Annotated in this window: 19 protein-coding genes and 1 riboswitch; of the genes, 15 read left to right on the top strand and 4 right to left on the bottom strand. The window is 60.6% G+C overall.

Annotation, left to right across the window (positions count from 1 at the left end; translation table 11 throughout):
- Window positions 1–47: 47 nt before the first annotated feature.
- Window positions 48–986 (bottom strand): alpha/beta fold hydrolase, encoded by a 939-nt coding sequence (locus ACPF9B_RS08215; RefSeq protein WP_424176633.1) that lies wholly within the window; start codon window positions 984–986, stop codon window positions 48–50.
- The gene (locus tag ACPF9B_RS08210) at window positions 986–1,276 is read right to left on the bottom strand and encodes an SCP2 sterol-binding domain-containing protein (RefSeq protein WP_424176631.1); all 291 of its coding nucleotides are present in this window, start codon (window positions 1,274–1,276) and stop codon (window positions 986–988) included. Before ACPF9B_RS08210 ends, ACPF9B_RS08215 begins: the two co-directional genes overlap by 1 nt.
- A gap of 75 nt (window positions 1,277–1,351) precedes the next feature.
- Here ACPF9B_RS08210 and ACPF9B_RS08205 point away from each other — a divergent pair, with 75 nt between their 5' ends.
- The 5 genes from ACPF9B_RS08205 (at window position 1,352) to ACPF9B_RS08185 (ending at window position 6,178) form a co-directional block, all read left to right on the top strand.
- Window positions 1,352–1,912, top strand: a complete 561-nt coding sequence (locus ACPF9B_RS08205; protein WP_050752694.1) for a tetratricopeptide repeat protein — start codon at window positions 1,352–1,354, stop codon at window positions 1,910–1,912.
- 25 nt (window positions 1,913–1,937) lie between these two features.
- The gene (locus ACPF9B_RS08200; RefSeq protein ID WP_007204371.1) at window positions 1,938–4,712 is read left to right on the top strand and encodes a helicase-related protein; all 2,775 of its coding nucleotides are present in this window, start codon (window positions 1,938–1,940) and stop codon (window positions 4,710–4,712) included.
- Window positions 4,709–5,098 (top strand): RNA-binding S4 domain-containing protein, encoded by a 390-nt coding sequence (locus ACPF9B_RS08195; protein WP_007204372.1) that lies wholly within the window; start codon window positions 4,709–4,711, stop codon window positions 5,096–5,098. The genes ACPF9B_RS08200 and ACPF9B_RS08195 overlap by 4 nt, the downstream gene beginning before the upstream one ends.
- A gap of 47 nt (window positions 5,099–5,145) precedes the next feature.
- Window positions 5,146–5,481, top strand: a complete 336-nt coding sequence (fdxA, locus tag ACPF9B_RS08190; protein WP_007204373.1) for a ferredoxin FdxA — start codon at window positions 5,146–5,148, stop codon at window positions 5,479–5,481.
- Window positions 5,482–5,671: 190 nt separating this feature from the next.
- Window positions 5,672–6,178, top strand: a complete 507-nt coding sequence (locus ACPF9B_RS08185; protein ID WP_040483067.1) for a CarD family transcriptional regulator — start codon at window positions 5,672–5,674, stop codon at window positions 6,176–6,178.
- Window positions 6,179–6,230: 52 nt separating this feature from the next.
- Here ACPF9B_RS08185 and purD read toward each other — a convergent pair whose 3' ends face one another.
- Complete coding sequence (purD, locus tag ACPF9B_RS08180; RefSeq protein WP_424176628.1) at window positions 6,231–7,493, bottom strand: phosphoribosylamine--glycine ligase; 1,263 nt, start codon at window positions 7,491–7,493, stop codon at window positions 6,231–6,233.
- Between the two features lie 126 nt (window positions 7,494–7,619).
- Between purD and xseA the strand changes: the two genes are divergently transcribed.
- A complete protein-coding gene (gene xseA / locus ACPF9B_RS08175) occupies window positions 7,620–9,119 on the top strand; it encodes an exodeoxyribonuclease VII large subunit (RefSeq protein WP_007204376.1) in 1,500 nt (499 codons plus the stop codon).
- On the opposite strand, the gene ACPF9B_RS08170 is transcribed toward xseA, so the two are convergent.
- Window positions 9,108–9,434, bottom strand: a complete 327-nt coding sequence (locus ACPF9B_RS08170; protein ID WP_424176625.1) for a hypothetical protein — start codon at window positions 9,432–9,434, stop codon at window positions 9,108–9,110. The genes xseA and ACPF9B_RS08170 overlap by 12 nt on opposite strands.
- Window positions 9,435–9,712: 278 nt before the next feature.
- Between ACPF9B_RS08170 and ACPF9B_RS08165 the strand changes: the two genes are divergently transcribed.
- The 9 genes from ACPF9B_RS08165 to ACPF9B_RS08125 all read left to right on the top strand — a co-directional run bounded on the left by ACPF9B_RS08165 (window position 9,713) and on the right by ACPF9B_RS08125 (window position 19,353).
- On the top strand, window positions 9,713–11,398 hold the full coding sequence (locus ACPF9B_RS08165; RefSeq protein ID WP_424176623.1) for an NAD(P)H-dependent oxidoreductase subunit E: 1,686 nt from the start codon (window positions 9,713–9,715) through the stop codon (window positions 11,396–11,398).
- Between the two features lie 135 nt (window positions 11,399–11,533).
- Entirely contained in the window at window positions 11,534–12,505 is a 972-nt protein-coding gene (gene ftsY, locus ACPF9B_RS08160) for a signal recognition particle-docking protein FtsY (protein ID WP_007204379.1), read from the top strand.
- Window positions 12,506–12,511: 6 nt separating this feature from the next.
- Window positions 12,512–13,423, top strand: coding sequence for an EamA family transporter (locus ACPF9B_RS08155; RefSeq protein ID WP_424176621.1), 912 nt, complete (start codon window positions 12,512–12,514; stop codon window positions 13,421–13,423).
- An 11-nt stretch (window positions 13,424–13,434) separates the two neighbouring features.
- Entirely contained in the window at window positions 13,435–14,043 is a 609-nt protein-coding gene (locus ACPF9B_RS08150) for an inner membrane-spanning protein YciB (RefSeq protein ID WP_424176619.1), read from the top strand.
- A gap of 35 nt (window positions 14,044–14,078) precedes the next feature.
- Window positions 14,079–14,156, top strand: a riboswitch (SAM riboswitch).
- 55 nt (window positions 14,157–14,211) lie between these two features.
- Window positions 14,212–15,381 (top strand): O-succinylhomoserine sulfhydrylase, encoded by a 1,170-nt coding sequence (gene metZ, locus ACPF9B_RS08145; RefSeq protein WP_007204382.1) that lies wholly within the window; start codon window positions 14,212–14,214, stop codon window positions 15,379–15,381.
- A 210-nt stretch (window positions 15,382–15,591) separates the two neighbouring features.
- Window positions 15,592–16,692 (top strand): GTP cyclohydrolase FolE2, encoded by a 1,101-nt coding sequence (gene folE2, locus ACPF9B_RS08140; RefSeq protein WP_040483069.1) that lies wholly within the window; start codon window positions 15,592–15,594, stop codon window positions 16,690–16,692.
- A gap of 117 nt (window positions 16,693–16,809) precedes the next feature.
- A complete protein-coding gene (locus tag ACPF9B_RS08135; protein ID WP_040483070.1) occupies window positions 16,810–17,430 on the top strand; it encodes an ATP-dependent Clp protease proteolytic subunit in 621 nt (206 codons plus the stop codon).
- 136 nt (window positions 17,431–17,566) lie between these two features.
- Window positions 17,567–18,832 (top strand): ATP-dependent Clp protease ATP-binding subunit ClpX, encoded by a 1,266-nt coding sequence (clpX, locus tag ACPF9B_RS08130; protein WP_007204385.1) that lies wholly within the window; start codon window positions 17,567–17,569, stop codon window positions 18,830–18,832.
- Between the two features lie 137 nt (window positions 18,833–18,969).
- Complete coding sequence (locus ACPF9B_RS08125) at window positions 18,970–19,353, top strand: NADH:ubiquinone oxidoreductase subunit NDUFA12 (RefSeq protein WP_007204386.1); 384 nt, start codon at window positions 18,970–18,972, stop codon at window positions 19,351–19,353.
- The last annotated feature ends 4 nt before the right edge of the window (window positions 19,354–19,357 follow it).

Here is a 19,357-nt window from a genome sequence, read left to right as displayed (position 1 = left end):
CCTCCGGCGGGAGTATTTTTTGAAATAAGAAGATGTGGATTGTGCCGTCAGCGGTGCGCGTCGAAATGTGCGATGGTCGTGGCATTGACGCTGTCGCGCATCGCAGGTTTGTCCATCAGCATTTCGTGCAAGCCGCCCTTGATGTCATGCAGCACACCGCCCCGCCAGCGCGCCATGCGGGTGCGGATCGCCGCTGGGTCGACGATGGATTCCTTGCTGCCCAAAAAGGTGATGCAGGGGGTCGCTGGGGCGGGCAGGCGGGCGAGATCACGCATTTCATGCAGCGATCTGTTCAGCCATCGTAAGCTAGGCCCGCCAAGGCCGAGGGCGGGATGCGCCGCGATCTGGCCGCGCAGGGCGGCGTAGATTTCGGGATCATCGGTCAGCATATTGCCTGCGAAGGGCTGGATCAAAGGATAGCTGGTGGCGGATTGGCCGAGGACCAGTTTTTCGTCAAATTTGAATGACAGGCTGAGCGTTGTCAGGCCCCAGGCAAAGGCGCGTGTGGCAGGGGGCATCTGGATGCCCCACATGGGCGCGGAAAACATCACAGCCTTGACATCAAGGCCGTTCATCAGCGACCGCAGGCCGATGCAGCCCCCCATGGAATGGGCGATCAGAAAGAACGGACGCGGCAGGCCCAGCGCCATGGCATGGTCCAGCAAAGCCGCCACATCGTGCTGATAATCCGCGAAATCGCCGATATGGCCGAGGTTCGGATCGCTGATCAGCCGGTCCGCCAGCCCCTGGCCGCGCCAGTCTACGGCCAGCACGCTATAGCCTGCCGCCGTGAGCGCCTGTGCCGTGATCCCGTATTTTTCGATATATTCGGTGCGGCCGGGAAAGATCAGCACGGTGCCTTTGGCCCCGTCCCCCGGCCAGTGACCGGCGCGGATGCGCCTATTGTCGCGGGTGGTCAGCCAATGCGCGGCCCCGCCCGCCGGGCCGTTTGCGACATCATCGAAAAACGGGGCCGCGGGTGCCATCAGCCAAGCACGCTGGTCAATTTCATGGCAACGCCCATATCGCCGTCAACGCTGAGCTTGCCGGTCATAAAGGCCGTTGTCGGGTTCAATTCATCGTCAAGGATCGCCTTGAACACATCCGCACTGGCGGTCAGGGTCACATCGGCGTCGTCATCGGCGGCGCGTGCGCCGGTCTGGTCGATGATGATTGCGCCTTCGTCCTCAATGACGAATTTGGCACTGCCGTCGAACCCATTCCCGCCCATCTTGGCGTTCAGCTGACTGACGGCTTCGGTGATAACATCGCTCATGATTTTGATCCTCTTGTGATGAATTGCGGTGGCATGGCTCTGGTGTCCGCCGCATGATGCGCTACATTGCTTTATATGATAGCTGATCCTCTTCGCTTCAAATGTATCGTAGCGGCACTTGTGCTGGTCTTGGGCTTTTCGTTGCCTGCGGTCGCACAAACCGACCGGCTGGACCAGCTTTTCGCGGAATTGTCACAGACCGATGAAGACGGGTCCTTGCGCATCGAACAGCAGATTATCGCGGAATGGAGCAAGAGCGGGTCGGCGTCTATCGATCTGTTATTGCAGCGCGGACAGGATGCGCTGGATGACGGCGCGGCCGAGGCCGCGCTCGATCATTTTTCGGCGCTGGTTGATCATGCGCCGGATTTCGCCGAAGGGTATTTCCTGCGCGCCACGTCGTTTTATCTGCTGGATGAAATCGGCCCGGCCATGGCCGATCTGGGCGAGGCGCTGACCCGCAATCCGCGCCATTTCGAGGCGATGCGCGGGCTGGCGGTGATGATGGAAGAAACCGGCCGCCCGCAAGCGGCACTTGAACTTTACGACATGATCCTTCAGATCGTGCCATATTCCATGCAGGCCCGCGAAGACCGCGCGCGCCTGCACCAACAGCTGGACGGCCAGGCGATCTGACCGCCCGGCCCTGACGGGGACGAAAATGCAAGGTTCCCGGATCACGGCCGTTCTCGGGCCGACCAATACTGGCAAGACCCATTACGCGATCCAGCGGATGCTGTCCTACCGCACCGGCGTGATCGGCCTGCCTTTGCGCCTGCTCGCGCGCGAGGTCTATGACCGTATTGTTGCGATCAAAGGGCCGGGCGTTGTGGCGTTGGTGACTGGCGAGGAACGGATCGTGCCGCCGCGCGCTGCCTATTGGGTTTGCACGGTCGAGGCGATGCCCGATGGCATGGGCTGCGATTTTCTGGCTGTCGATGAAATTCAGCTTTGTGCTGATCCCGAACGCGGCCATATCTTCACCGACCGGCTGCTGCATGCGCGCGGCTTGCACGAAACCCTGTTTCTGGGGGCCGAAACCATGCGCGGTGCGATTGCCGCGCTTGTGCCGGGTGCGCAATTCATGGTCCGCGACCGCATGTCAGAGCTGACTTATACCGGATCGAAAAAGATCAGCAGGATGCCCGCAAGGTCGGCCATCGTGGGGTTTTCCGTCGATAACGTCTATGCCATCGCCGAATTGTTGCGCCGCACCAAGGGGGGCGCCGCCGTCGTCATGGGCGCGCTGTCGCCGCGCACCCGCAATGCGCAGGTGGAAATGTATCAAAACGGCGATGTCGATTACCTTGTCGCCACGGATGCCATCGGGATGGGGCTGAACCTTGATATCAGCCATGTCGCGTTTTCATCGCTGACCAAATATGACGGCCGCCGGATGCGCCATCTGGAACCGCAGGAGCTGGCGCAGATCGCAGGCCGCGCGGGGCGGCATATCGAGAACGGCACGTTCGGGGTGACAGGCGAAGCCCCGCCCTTGGACGATGCTGTCGCCGAGGCGATCTGCAACCACCAGTTCCGCCCTGTCGCCAAATTGCAATGGCGCAACAGCCGGTTGCAGTTCGGATCTGTCAAGCGGCTGATTGGATCCCTTGAGGACCGCACTGACGATCCATGGCTGACCCGCGTGCGCGAAAGCGATGATCTGGCCGCGCTGAAAACCTTGGCGCAGGATGCAGAGGTCGCGGCCCGCGCAACCGATGGGCCATCGGTGAAACTGCTTTGGGATGTCTGTCGCATCCCCGATTTCCGAGGCATTTCGGCGGGCGAACATGCCGGTTTGCTGACACAGATTTACAACGATCTGCACCAGCTTGGGCATGTGTCGGCCAATTGGTTCGCCTTGCAGGTCCGCCGGATTGACCGCACTGACGGGGACATTGATACTTTGTCCAAACGGCTGGCCTATATCCGGACCTGGACCTATGTGGCTCAACGCAAAGGTTGGCTTGTTGACGATTCTCATTGGCGCGATGAAACCCGCGCTGTAGAAGACCGTTTATCAGATGCGCTGCACGGCGCGTTGACGCAAAGATTTGTGGACCGGCGGACCAGCATCCTGCTTCGCCGGCTCAAACAAAAGGAGAGCCTGTTGGCCGAGGTGAATGAAAAAGGCGAAGTGACCGTCGAGGGCGAATTTGTCGGTCGTCTGGAAGGGTTCCGTTTCCGCATGGACAAAGCAGGAAGCCCCGACGAGGCGAAAACCTTGCGGCAGGCGTCCCAGCAGGCGATTGCGCCGCATCTGCATCTGCGCGCGGATCGGTTCTATAACGCGCCCGATACCGAGATTGATTTCACCGAACAGGGTGGTCTCATGTGGGGCGATCAGGCCGTGGGCAAGCTGGTGGCGGGGTCTGACCCGCTGAAACCCGGCGTGGCGGTTTTCGTTGATGACGAGGCAGGGCCGGATGTTATTGCCAAGGTCCAGCGCCGGTTGCAGCATTTCATCGACCGCAAGATCGCAGCAGGGTTCGAACCGCTGCTGGCGCTGAAAAATGACGAGACCCTGACAGGGGCCGCCAAGGGGTTCGCCTACCGAATGGCCGAACATTTCGGCATCATCCCGCGCGGCGATATCGCGGACGAGGTCAAGGCACTGGAACAGGACGCGCGGTCTGCGTTGCGCAAACATGGGGTGCGCTTTGGCCAGTTCACGATTTTCCAGCCGCTGCTGCTGAAACCTGCACCCACGCGTCTGCGCCTTGTGCTGTGGTCGCTGGCCCGCGATCTGCAGGAATTCCCGCAAAGCCCGCCCCCCGGTTTGGTCACTGTGCCAGCCGCGAAGGATGCCGTGCCCGGCTATTACGCGATGGCCGGTTACCGCGCGGCGGGCGAGCGTGCGATCCGTATCGACATGCTGGAACGGCTGGCCGATCTGCTGCGCGACAAGGACAGCCGGGCTGGGTTCGAGGTAAACCCCGACATGCTGTCGATCACTGGCATGACGCTGGACCAGTTCGCCGATCTGATGGCCGGTTTGGGCTACAAGGCCGAAAAGGCCGAACGGGCCAAGGTCAAACCAGCGCGCGCGGATGTGACGGGCGATCCTTCTGTCGCGAAACCTGCCGACACGCCGGATCACGCCGACAATGCAGCAATGCCAACGGCCGATGTGCCTGACGCCACGCCGCAGGAAATGCCGCAGGAAATGCCGGCTGGCGCATCTGTCGAAACCCCCGACGCGCCCGAGATGGAGGTGTTCTATACCTTCACATGGGGCGGACGGGCTGTGCGCCCGGCACGCCCCACGGGTGGCGACCGCCCGCGCGGCAATCCAAAATCCAAGGGCAAGCCCAAGGGCAAACCGACAGCACAGGCGAGCAAGCCTGACAGCTATCAGGCTAAGCCACGCTATGAAAAACCGATTGATCCCGATAATCCGTTTGCGGCGGCCTTGGCGGGGTTCAAAAAGGCTTGACCGATGCGCCTCGGCCCACGATCCGGCTGGACAAATGGCTCTGGCATGCGCGGTTTTTCAAATCGCGCAGCATTGCCGCCGGTGTGGTGACGGGGGGCAAGGTGCGGGTGGGTGGCAATCCTGTCAGCAAACCTGCCCGCGCCGTAGGGCCGGGCGATGTGCTGACCTTCGTGCAGGCCGATGTCGCGCGGGTGATCCGCATCCTTGCATGCGGCACGCGCCGTGGCCCGGCGCCAGAAGCACAAGCGCTTTACGAGGACCTGACGCCAGTGACGGTGCCTGTACCCCAGACCCCCGGCAGCGACCGCAAGGGACGCCCCACCAAAAAGGACCGGCGGGATATGATGACGCAGCGTGGGATGGATGACCCTTTCACGCTTGAATGACCGCGCGATCCGATTTAGCAAACCGGCAAAGAATTACGGATGATCCCATGACCTATATCGTAAATGACAATTGTATCGCCTGCAAATACACCGACTGCGTCGAGGTATGTCCGGTGGATTGTTTCTACGAGGGCGAAAATATGCTGGTGATCCACCCTGATGAATGTATCGATTGTGGTGTCTGCGAACCAGAATGCCCGGCAGATGCGATCCGCCCCGATACCGAACCCGACATGGAAAAATGGGTCGAGTTTAACCGCAAATATTCGGAAATGTGGCCGGTCATCATCACCAAGAAAGACCCGCTGCCCGGCGCCGAAGAGATGGATGGCAAGCCCGGCAAGCTGGACCTGTTTTCCGAAGCCCCCGGCGAAGGCGGCTAAGGCAAGCGCCTGATTTCAAATGCGTTTCGTATCATACGCGGGGACGCTTCCGAAGGGCGCGTTTTTGTGGTATGATTCCCCCAATGACGCGAATGATGTGATCCCGCCCATAGGTATGAACCCGCCGGTGACGCTTGTTACCGACGGTTTTTTGTCGCCTGACGTGCCGGATTGCCATGAAAGGACAATCATGACCAAGAAGAAAAGCGAATTCAGCCCCGACCAATTTGTCGTCTATCCGGCGCATGGCGTGGGCAAGATCGTCTCTGTCGAAACGCAAGAAGTGGCCGGATTCGAACTCGAGATGTTCGTGATTGCCTTTGAAAAGGACAAGATGACCCTGCGGGTGCCGACGCATAAGGCGACCGATGTGGGCATGCGCGCGCTGGCGACACCTGATGTCGTCAATCACGCGCTGAAAACTCTGCGCGGCAAGGCCAAGGTCAAAAAGGCCATGTGGTCGCGCCGTGCGCAGGAATACGAGCAAAAGATCAATTCCGGCGACCTGATCGCCATCGCCGAAGTCGTGCGCGACCTGCACCGCCAAGACGACCAGCGCGAGCAAAGCTATTCCGAGCGTCAGCTATATGAAGCGGCCCTCGAACGCCTGACCCGCGAATTCGCCGCCGTTGCAGGCGATGACGAGAATGCGGCAGCCGCACAGATCGGGTCTGTTCTGGTCGGTCGCGCTGCTTAAGCGGATGTGAAATCAACAAAAAGCCGCGCCAGCGAGCGCGGCTTTTTGCGTTTCACAACGCCCGCCAGCCGATGTCGGACCGGTAAAACCCGCCCGGCCAGTCGACGCCTTGCGCCATGGCATAGGCCTGTTCATGCGCCTCGGCCAATGACGCGCCGCGCGCGGTGATGTTCAGCACCCGCCCGCCATGCGCCTGATACTGGCCCTCAACCCGTTTTGTGCCTGCATGGAACACCATGTGGAAACTATCCGCAGGCTGGCTGTCCAGCCCGCCGATCACGCTGCCCTTGGCGTAATCACCCGGATAGCCGTTGGCCGCCATCACGATGGTCAGCGCATGGTCATCGGCCCAGTTCACGGATATTTCGTGCAGGCGCTGCTCGGCGCAGGCTTGCAGCAGGTCCAGCACTTGCCCGCCAAGGCGCATCATCAGCACCTGACATTCGGGATCGCCGAAACGCACGTTGTATTCCACCAGCCGTGGCTGGCCGTTTTCGATCATCAGCCCGCAGAACAGCACGCCTTGAAACGGGGTGCCGCGCCGCGCCATTTCATCCATCGTGGGTTGGATGATCTCGCGCAGCGCCTTTTGCGTGACCTCATCGGTCATCACGGGCGCGGGCGAATAGGCACCCATGCCGCCCGTGTTTGGCCCTTGGTCGCCGTCGAAGGCGCGTTTGTGGTCCTGCGCGGTGCCTACCGGCAGGATCGTGGTGCCATCACAGAGCACGAAAAACGACGCCTCTTCGCCTTCCATGAATTCCTCGATCACGACAGCGGTGCCAGCGGGGCCGAAACTGCCGTCGAACATGTGATCAAGGGCGTCCAATGCCTCGTCCACTGTCATGGCGACAGTGACACCCTTGCCAGCGGCCAGACCGTCAGCCTTGATCACGATGGGCGCGCCTTGGGCCTGGACATAGGCGCGCGCGGGGGCCGCTTCGGTGAAACGGGCATAGCCGGCGGTGGGCGCGCCGGCCGCATCGCAGATCGCCTTGGTAAAGGATTTCGACGCTTCCAGCTGAGCGGCGGCTTGCGACGGGCCAAAAACCAGCGTGCCGGTGCGGCGCAGCCGGTCTGCGACACCGGCGGCCAGCGGGCCTTCGGGGCCGATGATGACAAAATCAATCGTGTTTTCTTCGACGAAATTGGCGACGGCATCGCCATCAAGGATATTGAGATCGGCACAATCCGCGATTTGCGCGATGCCTGCATTGCCCGGCGCCACGATCAGCCGGTCGCATTTGGGGTTCTGCTTGATCGCCCAAGCCAGACTATGTTCGCGTCCGCCGCTGCCCAGAATAAGGATGTTCATGGCCGTCTCTCCGCCTTTGAAAACTTGGGGCGGTCTTAGTCAGGGCTGCGGCAGATCACAAGGCCGGGCTTGGCCTTTGGGTGGCGCCGCCTTAGGATGCGGCCCAAAGCGCACAGGATCACCCCGATGATGGATTTGTTCGAAGACGGCCCCACCGACAAAAGCGCCGACAACACGCCTGAATTTTCCGTGTCCGAGATTTCGGGCGCGGTCAAAAAGACCATCGAAGGCGGCTTTGCCCATATCCGCGTGCGCGGCGAATTGGGGCGCATCTCGCGCCCGTCATCAGGGCATATCTATCTGGATCTGAAAGACGACCGGTCGGTTCTGTCGGGCATCATCTGGAAAGGCCGCGCCACTGCCCTGACCCACCGGCCAGAGGAGGGGATGGAGGTCATCGCCACTGGTAAATTGACGACCTTTCCGGGCCAGTCGAAATACCAGATGATCATCGAAGACATCCAGCCCGCCGGTGCCGGTGCCTTGATGGCGATGCTGGAAAAACGCCGCGTGATGCTGGCGGGCGAAGGGTTGTTTGATGCGGCGCGCAAGAAACCGCTGCCCTATCTGCCCGAGATCATCGGCGTGGTCACATCGCCATCGGGGGCGGTCATCCGCGATATCCTGCACCGCCTGCGTGACCGTTTTCCGCGCAAGGTGCTGGTTTGGCCGGTCGCCGTGCAAGGCCAGAAATGCGCAGCCGAGGTCGCCGCGGCCATCGACGGGTTCAACCGCCTGACGCCGGGCGGTGCCTTGCCGCGCCCTGATCTGATTATCGTGGCGCGTGGCGGCGGATCGCTGGAGGATCTTTGGGGGTTCAACGAGGAAATCGTTGTGCGGGCGGCGGCGGCATCCGACATTCCGCTGATTTCCGCCGTGGGCCATGAAACCGACACCACGCTGATCGATTTTGCTGCCGATATACGCGCACCCACGCCGACGGCGGCAGCGGAACTTGCCGTGCCGGTGCGGATCGAGCTTTTGGCCTTTGTGGACCAGCAAGGCGCGCGGCTGGTGCGCGCGCTGTCCAACGGCGTGCAGACCCGCCGCCAGCGATTGCGCGATCTGGCGCGCGCCTTGCCGCGGGTGGACACGCTGGCCGATGGGCCACGCCAGCGGCTGGATTACCTGGCCGACCGGCTGCCAGCAGCCCTGCGGCAGGCGGCGGCGCAAAAGCGGCTGCAACTGAGCGATGCGGCCCTGCGCCCCGCGATCTTGCAACGCCGACTGGCCGAGGATCGCAGGCGGCTGTCGGCACTGTCGGACCGGCTCGCGCCCGCCTTGCAACGCCGTAGTCGTGATGCAGCGGTGACGCTGGAACGGGCAGGGCGCGGATTGCGCTGTGATCTGTTGCAGACACGGCTGGACCGGCAGGCCGAACGGCTGAGCAGCGTGCTTGCGCGCCTGTCGGACCGCGCGACGCGCCAACAGACAGAACGGACTGCAAGGCTGGCCGCCCTTGACCGGCTGCGCGAAACCTTGGGGTATATGGAAACGCTCAAACGCGGCTATGCGGTGGTGCGTGCGGGCGATGTGCTGGTCACCGATACGGTGGCTGCGGCCAAGGCGGATCATCTGGAAATCCAGTTCGCCGATGGTCGGATCGCGGTGGCGTCACGACGATAGATTGTTGCAGATCAGCGGTTCGTCGGCATCGGTTTCATAGATCACGGTGCCATCGGGGACATTGATAAATGTGGCCCACATCGTGCCCTTTTGCAGATAGGTCGCCCAGCATTTGGGTTCGGGGTCGTCATCGTAAATAAAGCAGATATTGCCTTCGCTTTCATACCAGGTTCCGTACATGCAGGTTCCGTCAAAGGCCGACCACATGACACGGCGACCTGGCAGATAAGCCTCGATTCCATAGGCGGGGTTGGTGTCGGTACGAAAGGTGATCGTGCGGCCTGTGACATGGGCGTCAAATGCCTCGTCTGTCATCTTGTTCTGAGCATTGGCTTGTGTTGTCAGCAGCAACAGCAAACCGACATAGCGCAGCGCGCCAGCTGCCCACCGATATATCCGTGATCTGCATCCGTGCAGGCAATCTTGGCGCAGGGCCGGGGGCGTGGGGTCGATCATCCGTCAAGATTAGCACGGCCGCTGCCTGCGATGAAGCGAAACTGCGTGGCTGCGTGCTTTGGTCTCTGGGGCGTCGCTTTTGCGTGGTTTGCAGGGCAGGCGCGGGCTATGCTGCGCCAAAATAGGGGAATGCGGGCATGGCCAAGGACAACCAAGACGGCATCTGGAAATCCGGCAAAGGCAAAGGGCGACATACCACCAAGGGTCGCCAGTTGGATGATGGCGCCATGGCGGATATCCTTGCGCTGTTGGGCGACAGGCCGCGCCGCCGCGATCTGCTGATCGAGTTTCTGCATCTGGTGCAGGATGCATATGGCCATCTGTCCGCCGCCCATTTGCGTGCGCTGGCCGAGGAAATGCGCCTGTCACAGGCCGAGGTATACGAGGTCGCTACCTTTTACGCCCATTTCGACGTGGTCAAGGAAGGCGAGACACCCCCGCCCGCCCTGACGATCCGCGTTTGCGATAGCCTGTCATGCGAATTGGCCGGTGCGCAGGCGCTGAAAGCGGCGCTGGAAGACGGGCTTGACCCCGCACAGGTCCGTGTTTTGCGCGCGCCTTGCATGGGGCGCTGTGATACCGCGCCTGTGCTGGAAATCGGGCACAACCATATCGACCATGCCACCCCTGCAAAGGTGCAGGCGGCGATTGTGGCGGATGACACCCATGCGCATCTGCCCGATTACCAGACCTTGGCGTCCTATTGCGCCGATGGCGGCTATGCCGTGCTGGAACACTTGCGCGCGCAAGGCGACTGGCAGGCGGTGCAGGACAAGGTGCTGGCCTCTGGCCTGCGCGGATTGGGTGGTGCGGGCTTTCCGTCGGGCCGCAAATGGGGTTTCGTGCGCGCCCATGCCGGCCCCCGCTATCTGGCCGTGAACGGGGATGAAGGCGAACCTGGCACGTTCAAGGACCGCTATTATCTGGAACGCACGCCGCATGTCTTTCTCGAAGGGATGCTGATCGCCGCCTGGGCGGTCGAGGCGCAGACCTGTTTCATCTATATGCGCGATGAATATCCCGCCGTGCTGGCGATTCTGCGCCGCGAGATTGCGGCACTGGAACAGGCGGGGATCGTTGCGCCCGGTTTCATCGACCTGCGACGGGGTGCAGGCGCCTATATCTGCGGCGAGGAATCCGCGATGATCGAAAGCATCGAAGGCAAGCGTGGTATCCCCCGCCACCGCCCACCTTTCGTGGCCGAGGTCGGTCTCTTTGGCCGCCCGACGCTGGTGCATAATGTCGAAACCCTGCTTTGGGTGGCGCGGGTGTGCCGCGAGGGGCCGGATATCCTGAGCAGCGTGGAAAAGAACGGGCGCAAGGGGCTGCGGTCCTATTCCGTTTCGGGGCGGGTGGCGCAGCCGGGCATGTATGTCCTGCCCGCAGGATCGACGATCACCGATATCATTGCGGCGGCGGGCGGGATGGCGGCTGGCCATGTGTTCAAAGCCTATCAGCCGGGTGGGCCGTCCTCGGGGCTGTTGCCTGCGACGATGGCGGATGTGCCGCTGGATTTCGATACATTGCAGCCGCACGACACGTTCATTGGGTCAGCCGCCGTTGTCGTCCTTTCGCAGCAGGACCGCGCGCGCGATGCCGCCCTGAACATGCTGCGGTTTTTCGAGGATGAAAGTTGCGGACAATGCACGCCCTGTCGTGTCGGTTGCCAGAAAGCGGTGCAACTGATGCAGGCCCCAGAATGGGACCGCGCCTTGCTGGGCGATCTGTGTACCGCGATGGCGGATGCATCGATCTGCGGGTTGGGGCAGGCGGCCCCGAACCCGATCCGGCTAGTGATGCGCCATTTCAGCGACGAGATCTGACGCTGCCTGCGGCTGTGCCGCAGTTGCGGCGCTCCGCGCGGGGATATTTATGCTCGGAAGATGGCGGGGCGTGGTCTTTTCAATTCCGGGCGGAATGGCTAGGTCTTTTCGCAGAAGTCATGAAAGGCTGTTCCGATGGCGTTCTTCAGCAAGCTCAAAGAGAGGATGTTCAAATCCTCGGCCAAGATTGACGCCGGGTTAGATGCAATTGTCGCAGAGCCCGCGCCGAAACCTGGCCTGATCGGTAGGCTTTTGGCGCCGACCGAGGCGCAGCGCCGCGCGCTTGACGATGCCATGCTCGAAGAGCTGGAAGACCTGCTGATCGCGGCCGATATGGGCGTCGAAACTGCGCAGCGCGTGATCGCCAATATCGCCGAAGGGCATCTGGGCAAGCGTGTCTCGGTCGAGGAGGTCAAGCGCCTGCTGATGGCCGAGGTGGTGCGGATCATGGAACCTGTGGCGCGCCCTTTGCCGATCTATGCCAAAACGCCGCAGGTCGTGCTGGTCGTCGGCGTCAACGGATCGGGCAAGACCACGACGATCGGCAAGCTGGCCAGCCAGTTCCGCGCGGCCGGCAAGAACGTGGTGATCGCAGCGGGTGATACGTTTCGCGCTGCGGCCGTTGAGCAATTGCAGGTCTGGGGGCAGCGCGCGGGCGTGCCGGTGCTGACAGCGCCCGAAGGGTCGGACCCTGCCAGCCTGGCCTATGATGCGATGACCAAGGCGCAGGCGGATGGCGCCGATCTTTTGATGATCGACACCGCAGGGCGGCTGCAAAACCGTGCTGACTTGATGGAAGAGCTGTCCAAGATTGTCCGCGTGATCCGCAAGAAAGACCCAGATGCGCCCCATAATGTGTTGTTGGTGCTGGATGCCACCACAGGGCAGAATGCGGTGCAGCAGGTCAAGGTGTTTCAGGAACTGGCTGCTGTGTCGGGTCTGGTGATGACCAAGCTGGATGGCACAGCCAAGGGCGGCGTGCTGGTGTCGCTGGCCGACAGGTTCGGCCTGCCGATCCATGCCATCGGCGTGGGTGAACAGATCGACGATCTGGCACCTTTTGATCCCGAGGAATTCGCCGCGGCCCTTGTCGGTCTGGACCTATAGGCGGCGTTGGACAATCTTGCCGCCTATCTGATCGCTGTTGCTGGCACGCCAGAGGGCGCGCGGCTGGCCACGATCCTTGCGCTGGTGTCGGCGCTGGCCCATGCGGTGTTCGGGGCGTTGCAAAAGGGGCGCCATGATCCCTGGCTGACGCGGGGCGCGATTGATTTATGGCTGGTGGTGTTTTCGGCCCCTGTCGCGCTGTTTGTCGTGCCGTGGCCGAATGCGGCGACCGCGCTGATCCTTGTGGGGGCGGTTGGCATCCATTTCGCCTATAAGGTCGCAATGGCAAGCGCCTATGAAAAGGCCGCGTTTACCGTGGTTTACCCCGTGGTGCGCGGCACCGGGCCGCTGGTCACGGTGATCGCGGCATCGGTGTTTTTCGGGGAACATTTCACGCCATTGCAATGGGTTGGCATGGGCTGTTTGTCAGGGGGCATCTTGTTATTGGCGCTGCGCAACCTGGCTGAAGAAAAGCTTGATCCCGCCGCGCTGCGTGCTGGGCTGGCCTGGGCGTTGATGGGCGGGCTTCTGGTGGCGGTCTATACCACCTATGACGCTTACGGCATCCGGCAGGCGCCGGACCCTTTCACCTTTTTGGCATGGTTCTTTTTCGTCACCGCGCTGGATTTTCCGGTGTTGGCACTGCATCGGTACCGGCGGATGGATAACCCGCCGGTGCTGGCCCCGCTGATGTGGCGCGGGGTGATCGGGGCGCTGGTGGCTTGGGTCAGTTTCGGGGGCGTGATGCTGGCCACCATGGTCGGCAAAGTCGGCGAGGCGGCTGTGCTGCGCGAAACATCCACCGTTTTTGCCGCGTTGATCGGCTGGTTCATCCTGCGCGAAAAGGTGGGGCCACGCCGATTGTTGCTGATGACATTGGTTGCCTTGGGCGCCGTGATCGTGGAAACGGGAGGCTGAAGGAGATACGCATGACCAAAACCATCAACCCGATCCTGAAACAGGTGCTGGAACTGGGGCCAACGCTTGCGTTTTTCCTGATCTATCTGCGGATCAAGGATGATACGTATACTTTTGCGGGCACCGATTATTCGGGTTTCATCGTGGCCGCGCTGGTTTTCGTGCCGATCCTGCTGGTGGCGATGGCGATCCTATGGGTACTGACCGACAAGTTGAGCCGTATGCAGGTGTTCACTGCTTTCATGGTGATCTTTTTCGGCGGGCTGACGGCGTATTTCAACGACGAGCGTTTTTTCAAAATGAAAACCACCATCGTTTACGGGGCCATGGCGGGGCTTTTGGGGATCGGTCTGTTGCGCGGGCAGAGCTATCTGCAGTTCGTGATGGAAGAATTCCTGCCGATGCAGCGCGCAGGATGGATGATTTTCACCAAACGGCTGGCCTTTATCTTTGTCGTGCTGGCCATCGCTAACGAAATCATCTGGCGCACCCAATCGACCGAAACCTGGGTCAAGTTGGAAACCTTTGCCTTTCCGGCCGTGCTGTTCTTGTTCTTGTGGGTCCAGATCATCGGCTTGCAAAAGTACCTGATCGAAGACCCGCAGCAATCCAAGGACTGACGCCACCCATTGACGTGGGCGATGCTGCGGCCTATGCCAGACGCCGTGGTGATTTGTTTCCGGATTGCAGGCCACGTAAAACATTCTGCTAAAAAGGTGGCGGGTTTCATAGCCCCGATACCTTTGCCGGTGTCGGGGTTTTTTGATGCGCCACGGGCGCGAGGGCAGATGATGAGTGACTGGAACAAACGCACCAAGGCGGTGCATCACGGCATCCGGCGCAGCCAGTATGGCGAGGTCAGCGAAGCAATCTTCATGACGCAAGGCTTTGTCTATGACAGCGCCGAAGCCGCCGAGGCGCGGTTCATCAAGGCGGGTGCGGATGAATTCATCTATGCCCGCTATGGCAACCCGACCGTGGCCATGTTCGAAGACCGAATCGCCGCATTGGAAGGCACCGAGGACGGCTTTGCCACTGCGTCTGGCATGGCGGCCGTGCATGGAGCGCTTGCCGCGATGCTCAAGGCCGGTGATCACGTTGTCTCGGCGCGCGCGCTGTTCGGATCGTGCCTGTATATCTTGCAAGAGGTGCTGACCCGTTTCGGGGTTCAGGTAACATTCGTTGACGGCACTGATCTGGCTGCATGGCAGGCCGCGATCCGGCCCGACACCAAGGTGGTGTTTTTCGAAAGCATCTCGAACCCTACGCTGGAAGTTGTCGATATCAAGGCGGTTGCCGATCTGGCGCATGCCCATGGCGCGACGGTGATCGTGGATAATGTATTTTCGACGCCGGTATTTTCGGATGCGGTGGCTTTGGGCGCGGATGTGATCATCTATTCCGCGACCAAACATATCGACGGGCAGGGGCGGGCCTTGGGTGGGGTGATCCTTGGGACGCGCGATTTCATCCGCGGCACGGTTGAACCTTTTATGAAACATACGGGCGGGTCGATGTCGCCGTTCACGGCATGGCTGATGCTCAAGGGGCTGGAAACCATGGAATTGCGCGTGCGCGCGCAGGCGGCCAGCGCGCAGCATATCGCGCAGGCACTGGCGGCTGATGGCACGCTGCGGGTGATCTATCCGGGTCTGGCCGATCATCCGCAACATGCGCTGACAATGGCGCAGATGGGGGCGGGCGGCACCGTGATGGCGATTGACGTAGGCAGCAAGGATGCGGCATTTGCGCTGCTCAACAGATTGGAAATATTCACGATTTCCAATAATCTGGGCGATGCAAAATCAATCGTCACCCATCCTGCGACGACAACGCATCAGCGGCTTGATGCTGCCACTAAGCTGGAGCTGGGGATCACCCCGGGGTTGATCCGTTGCAGCATCGGTCTGGAAGATCCCGATGATCTGTTGGCCGATCTGCGTGCGGCAATCGGGTAATACCGCGAACAAGGCTGGCATAATGCGGGCATTTCCGGCAGGCTTGCGGCGCGACCCACGGCCTGGATGGGTGTGGCTTTTTGCGGCAAAGGTGATGTGGGGATGTCTGACCTTCGTGCCGATTTGTTACAATTCTGCCGCATCATGTCTGGACATGCGCCGCAGCTGCGCCATCTTCGCAAGGCGGATGCACCACAAGAGGGTCTTGATATGAATATCCACGCACGCGACATGGATCGCCAGCCCACAAGGTCCGATGCCGAGGCAGCGTTGGCGCTTTTGCGGCGCTGGGCGGGTGATGTCAGCCCCGAAGAAGTGGCGACGCTTGACCCTTTGGTGTCGCGTCTGATCCCCGGACAGGAAGTGTCGAACTACCCCGCACTTGCCCGCGCCTACCCCGAGGATTTCGCGGTGGACGAGGCCTATAAGGCGTCGATGCCCGATCTGCAGAACGGGCCGTCAAGCCTGATCCGCGGTGCCAAGCAGCAAATCCAGCATGTCGGCATTTCCAACTTTCGCCTGCCCATAAGGTTCCGCACCCGCGACAATGGCGATCTGACGCTGGAAACTTCGGTGACCGGCACCGTGTCGCTAGAGGCGGAAAAGAAGGGCATCAACATGTCCCGCATCATGCGGACATTTTATAAACATGCCGAGGAAACATTCAGCTTTGAAGTGATCGAGCGCGCGCTGGATGCTTATAAATCCGACCTCGACAGCTTCGATGCACGCATCCAGATGCGGTTCAGCTTTCCGATGAAGGTGCAAAGCCTGCGCTCGGGGCTGCAAGGCTATCAATATTATGATATCGCGCTGGAACTGGTCGAAAGTGCGGGTGTGCGCAAAAAGATCGTGCATCTGGATTATGTCTATTCATCCACCTGTCCCTGTTCGCTGGAATTGTCCGAACATGCCCGCCAGTTCCGCGGGCAATTGGCGACACCACATTCGCAACGGTCCGTCGCGCGGATTTCGGTGCTGGTCGAAGACGGGCCGATCCTGTGGTTCGAGGACCTGATCGAACGCGCCCGTGCCGCCGTGCCGACCGAAACCCAGGTGATGGTCAAGCGCGAGGATGAGCAAGCCTTTGCCGAGCTGAACGCCGCCAACCCGATCTTTGTCGAAGACGCGGCGCGTCTGTTCACCGAACAATTGCAGCTGGAACCGCGCGTGTCCGATTTCCGCGTGATCGCCAGCCATCAGGAAAGCCTGCACAGCCATGACGCCGTGTCGGTCCTGACCGAGGGGGCGACCTTTGCGACCGAAAGCCTTGACCCGCGATTGTTTGCCTCGCTTTTCCACGTTGGTTAACGCGCGTAGGGTGGGTCTTGACCCTCCTTACAACCAGCCCTTGAAGCCCCCCGCGCCCGCGCATAGTGTCGGGCGAATTGATGAAGTCGGACATCCGTCCAGGAGAGAGGCATGAACATGCAAGACCCCGTACAAACCTATATGAACCTTGTTCCCATGGTCGTGGAACAGACCGCGCGTGGCGAGCGTGCCTATGACATCTTTTCGCGCCTGCTCAAGGAACGGATCATCTTTCTGAACGGCCCTGTCCATGACGGGATGAGCCAGCTGGTCGTCGCCCAATTGCTGCATCTGGAATCGGAAAACCCGAAAAAAGAAATCAGCATGTATATCAACAGCCCCGGTGGCGTGGTGACATCCGGCCTGTCGATCTATGACACGATGCAATATATCAAACCCAAGGTCAGCACGCTGGTGATCGGGCAGGCCGCGTCCATGGGGTCGCTGTTGTTGACTGCGGGCCATCCCGGCATGCGCTTTTCGCTGCCCAACAGCCGCGTCATGGTGCATCAGCCATCGGGTGGCTATCAGGGGCAGGCGACGGATATCATGATCCATGCCGCCGAGACCCAGAAGCTCAAGACACGGTTGAATGAAATCTATGTCAAGCACACTGGCCAGCCGCTGAAAAAGGTCGAAACCGCCCTTGAGCGCGACAATTTCATGTCACCCGAAGAAGCCAAAGAGTGGGGCCTGATCGACGAGATCGTGGTCAACCGCGAAAAATCATCCGAGTGATCTGATGTCATTCACCACAGTGAAAAAGTGACCCTGAAACTGGTCATTTTGACATTGTAGACCTTGGCGGGCTGTCCTAGTGTCGACACAGGGCAGCCCGTTCATGTTTTACGGGCCACAGGCCGAGAGGGTTGATATGGCGACGACGACCGGAAATGACAGCAAGAACACGCTTTACTGCAGCTTTTGCGGCAAAAGCCAGCATGAGGTACGCAAGCTGATCGCCGGTCCGACTGTGTTCATCTGCGATGAATGTGTCGAACTCTGCATGGATATCATCCGCGAGGAAACCAAGGCATCTGGCCTGAAATCCGGTGAAGGCGTGCCGACACCCTCGGACATCTGCGCTGTTCTTGACGATTATGTGATCGGGCAGGTCCATGCCAAGCGTGTGCTTTCCGTGGCCGTGCATAACCACTACAAGCGCCTGAACCACGCCGATAAATCCGATATCGAACTGGCGAAATCCAACATCATGCTGATCGGGCCGACCGGCTGTGGCAAAACGCTCTTGGCACAAACGCTGGCGCGGATTCTGGACGTGCCTTTCACGATGGCCGATGCCACCACCCTGACCGAGGCCGGTTATGTCGGTGAAGACGTCGAAAACATCATCCTGAAATTGTTGCAGGCTTCTGAATATAACGTCGAGCGTGCGCAGCGCGGGATCGTCTATATCGACGAGGTCGACAAGATTACCCGCAAGTCCGACAACCCCAGCATCACCCGTGATGTGTCGGGCGAAGGCGTGCAGCAGGCCCTTTTGAAGATCATGGAAGGCACTGTCGCATCCGTGCCGCCGCAGGGCGGGCGCAAGCATCCGCAGCAGGAATTCCTGCAGGTGGACACGACCAATATCTTGTTCATCTGTGGCGGGGCTTTTGCCGGTCTGGACAAAATTATTGCGCGCCGCAGCAAAGGGTCCGGCATGGGCTTTGGCGCGGACGTCAAAGACGTGGACGAACGTGGTATCGGCGAAGTGTTTCAGGATCTCGAACCAGAGGATTTGCTGAAATTCGGCCTGATCCCCGAATTCGTTGGCCGTCTGCCGGTGATCGCCACGCTGACCGATCTGGACGAAGACGCGCTGATCACCATTCTGACCAAGCCCAAGAACGCCTTGGTCAAGCAATACCAGCGCTTGTTCGAGCTGGAAAACACCAAGCTGACCTTTACTGATGACGCGCTGACCGCGATCGCCAAACGCGCGATCAAGCGCAAGACCGGCGCGCGCGGGTTACGCTCGATCATGGAAGGCATCCTGCTCGACACGATGTTCGACCTGCCCGGCATGGACACCGTGACCGAGGTTGTCGTGAACGAAGAGGCGGTGACATCCGACGTGCAGCCTTTGATGATCCACGACGATGTGAAGAAAAAAGAACCCGCGACTGCGGGTTAAAACGCCACTGCCGGTGGCCCCGATCCGTGGGAGCCGCCGGCAGGATATATCTTTTTAAACAAGATGGGACGGGGTGCGCCTGCTGGACCTTTGGCGCACGATAGGGCATGAAAGCCGCAGTTTACCGGAGACGCAGCATGGGCCTTGGTCAGTCAATCAAACGTATCTTTACCTGGTGGGATGGTCAGACCTATGGCACCCAGCTATGGACATCGCGCAAGGGTGTGCGCGTGGGGCAAGATGCGCAGGGCAATATCTATTATCACAACGCCGACGACAGCCGCCGCTGGGTGATCTACAACGGCGAAATCGAAGGGTCGCGGGTCAGCCCTGAATGGCATGGCTGGCTGCATCACACATGGGATGAACCCCCGACCGAGGCACCTTTGCCGCGCAAGTCTTGGGAAAAGCCGCATCAGCCAAACCTGACCGGCACGATGGCGGCCTATGCGCCTGCAGGATCTATCCGTCATGTGGCCCCCGCCACGCGCAAGGATTACGACGCCTGGACCCCCGAATAGGGCG

The sequence above is a fragment of the Yoonia sp. TsM2_T14_4 genome (assembly GCF_049602355.1).
GTDB classification, from domain to species: domain Bacteria; phylum Pseudomonadota; class Alphaproteobacteria; order Rhodobacterales; family Rhodobacteraceae; genus Yoonia; species Yoonia vestfoldensis_A.
Note: the sequence above shows the minus strand (reverse complement) of the source record. Positions and strands in the feature narration are given on the sequence as shown.

What these genes read in the sequence shown, in the direction of transcription:
- ACPF9B_RS08215 (WP_424176633.1), bottom strand. Translation starts at nt 986, where the DNA reads ATGGCACCCGCGGCCCCGTTTTTCGATGATGTCGCAAACGGCCCGGCG.
- ACPF9B_RS08210 (WP_424176631.1), bottom strand. Translation starts at nt 1,276, where the DNA reads ATGAGCGATGTTATCACCGAAGCCGTCAGTCAGCTGAACGCCAAGATG.
- ACPF9B_RS08205 (WP_050752694.1), top strand. Translation starts at nt 1,352, where the DNA reads ATGATAGCTGATCCTCTTCGCTTCAAATGTATCGTAGCGGCACTTGTG.
- ACPF9B_RS08200 (WP_007204371.1), top strand. Translation starts at nt 1,938, where the DNA reads ATGCAAGGTTCCCGGATCACGGCCGTTCTCGGGCCGACCAATACTGGC.
- fdxA (WP_007204373.1), top strand. Translation starts at nt 5,146, where the DNA reads ATGACCTATATCGTAAATGACAATTGTATCGCCTGCAAATACACCGAC.
- ACPF9B_RS08185 (WP_040483067.1), top strand. Translation starts at nt 5,672, where the DNA reads ATGACCAAGAAGAAAAGCGAATTCAGCCCCGACCAATTTGTCGTCTAT.
- purD (WP_424176628.1), bottom strand. Translation starts at nt 7,493, where the DNA reads ATGAACATCCTTATTCTGGGCAGCGGCGGACGCGAACATAGTCTGGCT.
- xseA (WP_007204376.1), top strand. Translation starts at nt 7,620, where the DNA reads ATGATGGATTTGTTCGAAGACGGCCCCACCGACAAAAGCGCCGACAAC.
- ACPF9B_RS08170 (WP_424176625.1), bottom strand. Translation starts at nt 9,434, where the DNA reads ATGACAGACGAGGCATTTGACGCCCATGTCACAGGCCGCACGATCACC.
- ACPF9B_RS08165 (WP_424176623.1), top strand. Translation starts at nt 9,713, where the DNA reads ATGGCCAAGGACAACCAAGACGGCATCTGGAAATCCGGCAAAGGCAAA.
- ftsY (WP_007204379.1), top strand. Translation starts at nt 11,534, where the DNA reads ATGGCGTTCTTCAGCAAGCTCAAAGAGAGGATGTTCAAATCCTCGGCC.
- ACPF9B_RS08150 (WP_424176619.1), top strand. Translation starts at nt 13,435, where the DNA reads ATGACCAAAACCATCAACCCGATCCTGAAACAGGTGCTGGAACTGGGG.
- metZ (WP_007204382.1), top strand. Translation starts at nt 14,212, where the DNA reads ATGATGAGTGACTGGAACAAACGCACCAAGGCGGTGCATCACGGCATC.
- folE2 (WP_040483069.1), top strand. Translation starts at nt 15,592, where the DNA reads ATGAATATCCACGCACGCGACATGGATCGCCAGCCCACAAGGTCCGAT.
- ACPF9B_RS08135 (WP_040483070.1), top strand. Translation starts at nt 16,810, where the DNA reads ATGCAAGACCCCGTACAAACCTATATGAACCTTGTTCCCATGGTCGTG.
- clpX (WP_007204385.1), top strand. Translation starts at nt 17,567, where the DNA reads ATGGCGACGACGACCGGAAATGACAGCAAGAACACGCTTTACTGCAGC.
- ACPF9B_RS08125 (WP_007204386.1), top strand. Translation starts at nt 18,970, where the DNA reads ATGGGCCTTGGTCAGTCAATCAAACGTATCTTTACCTGGTGGGATGGT.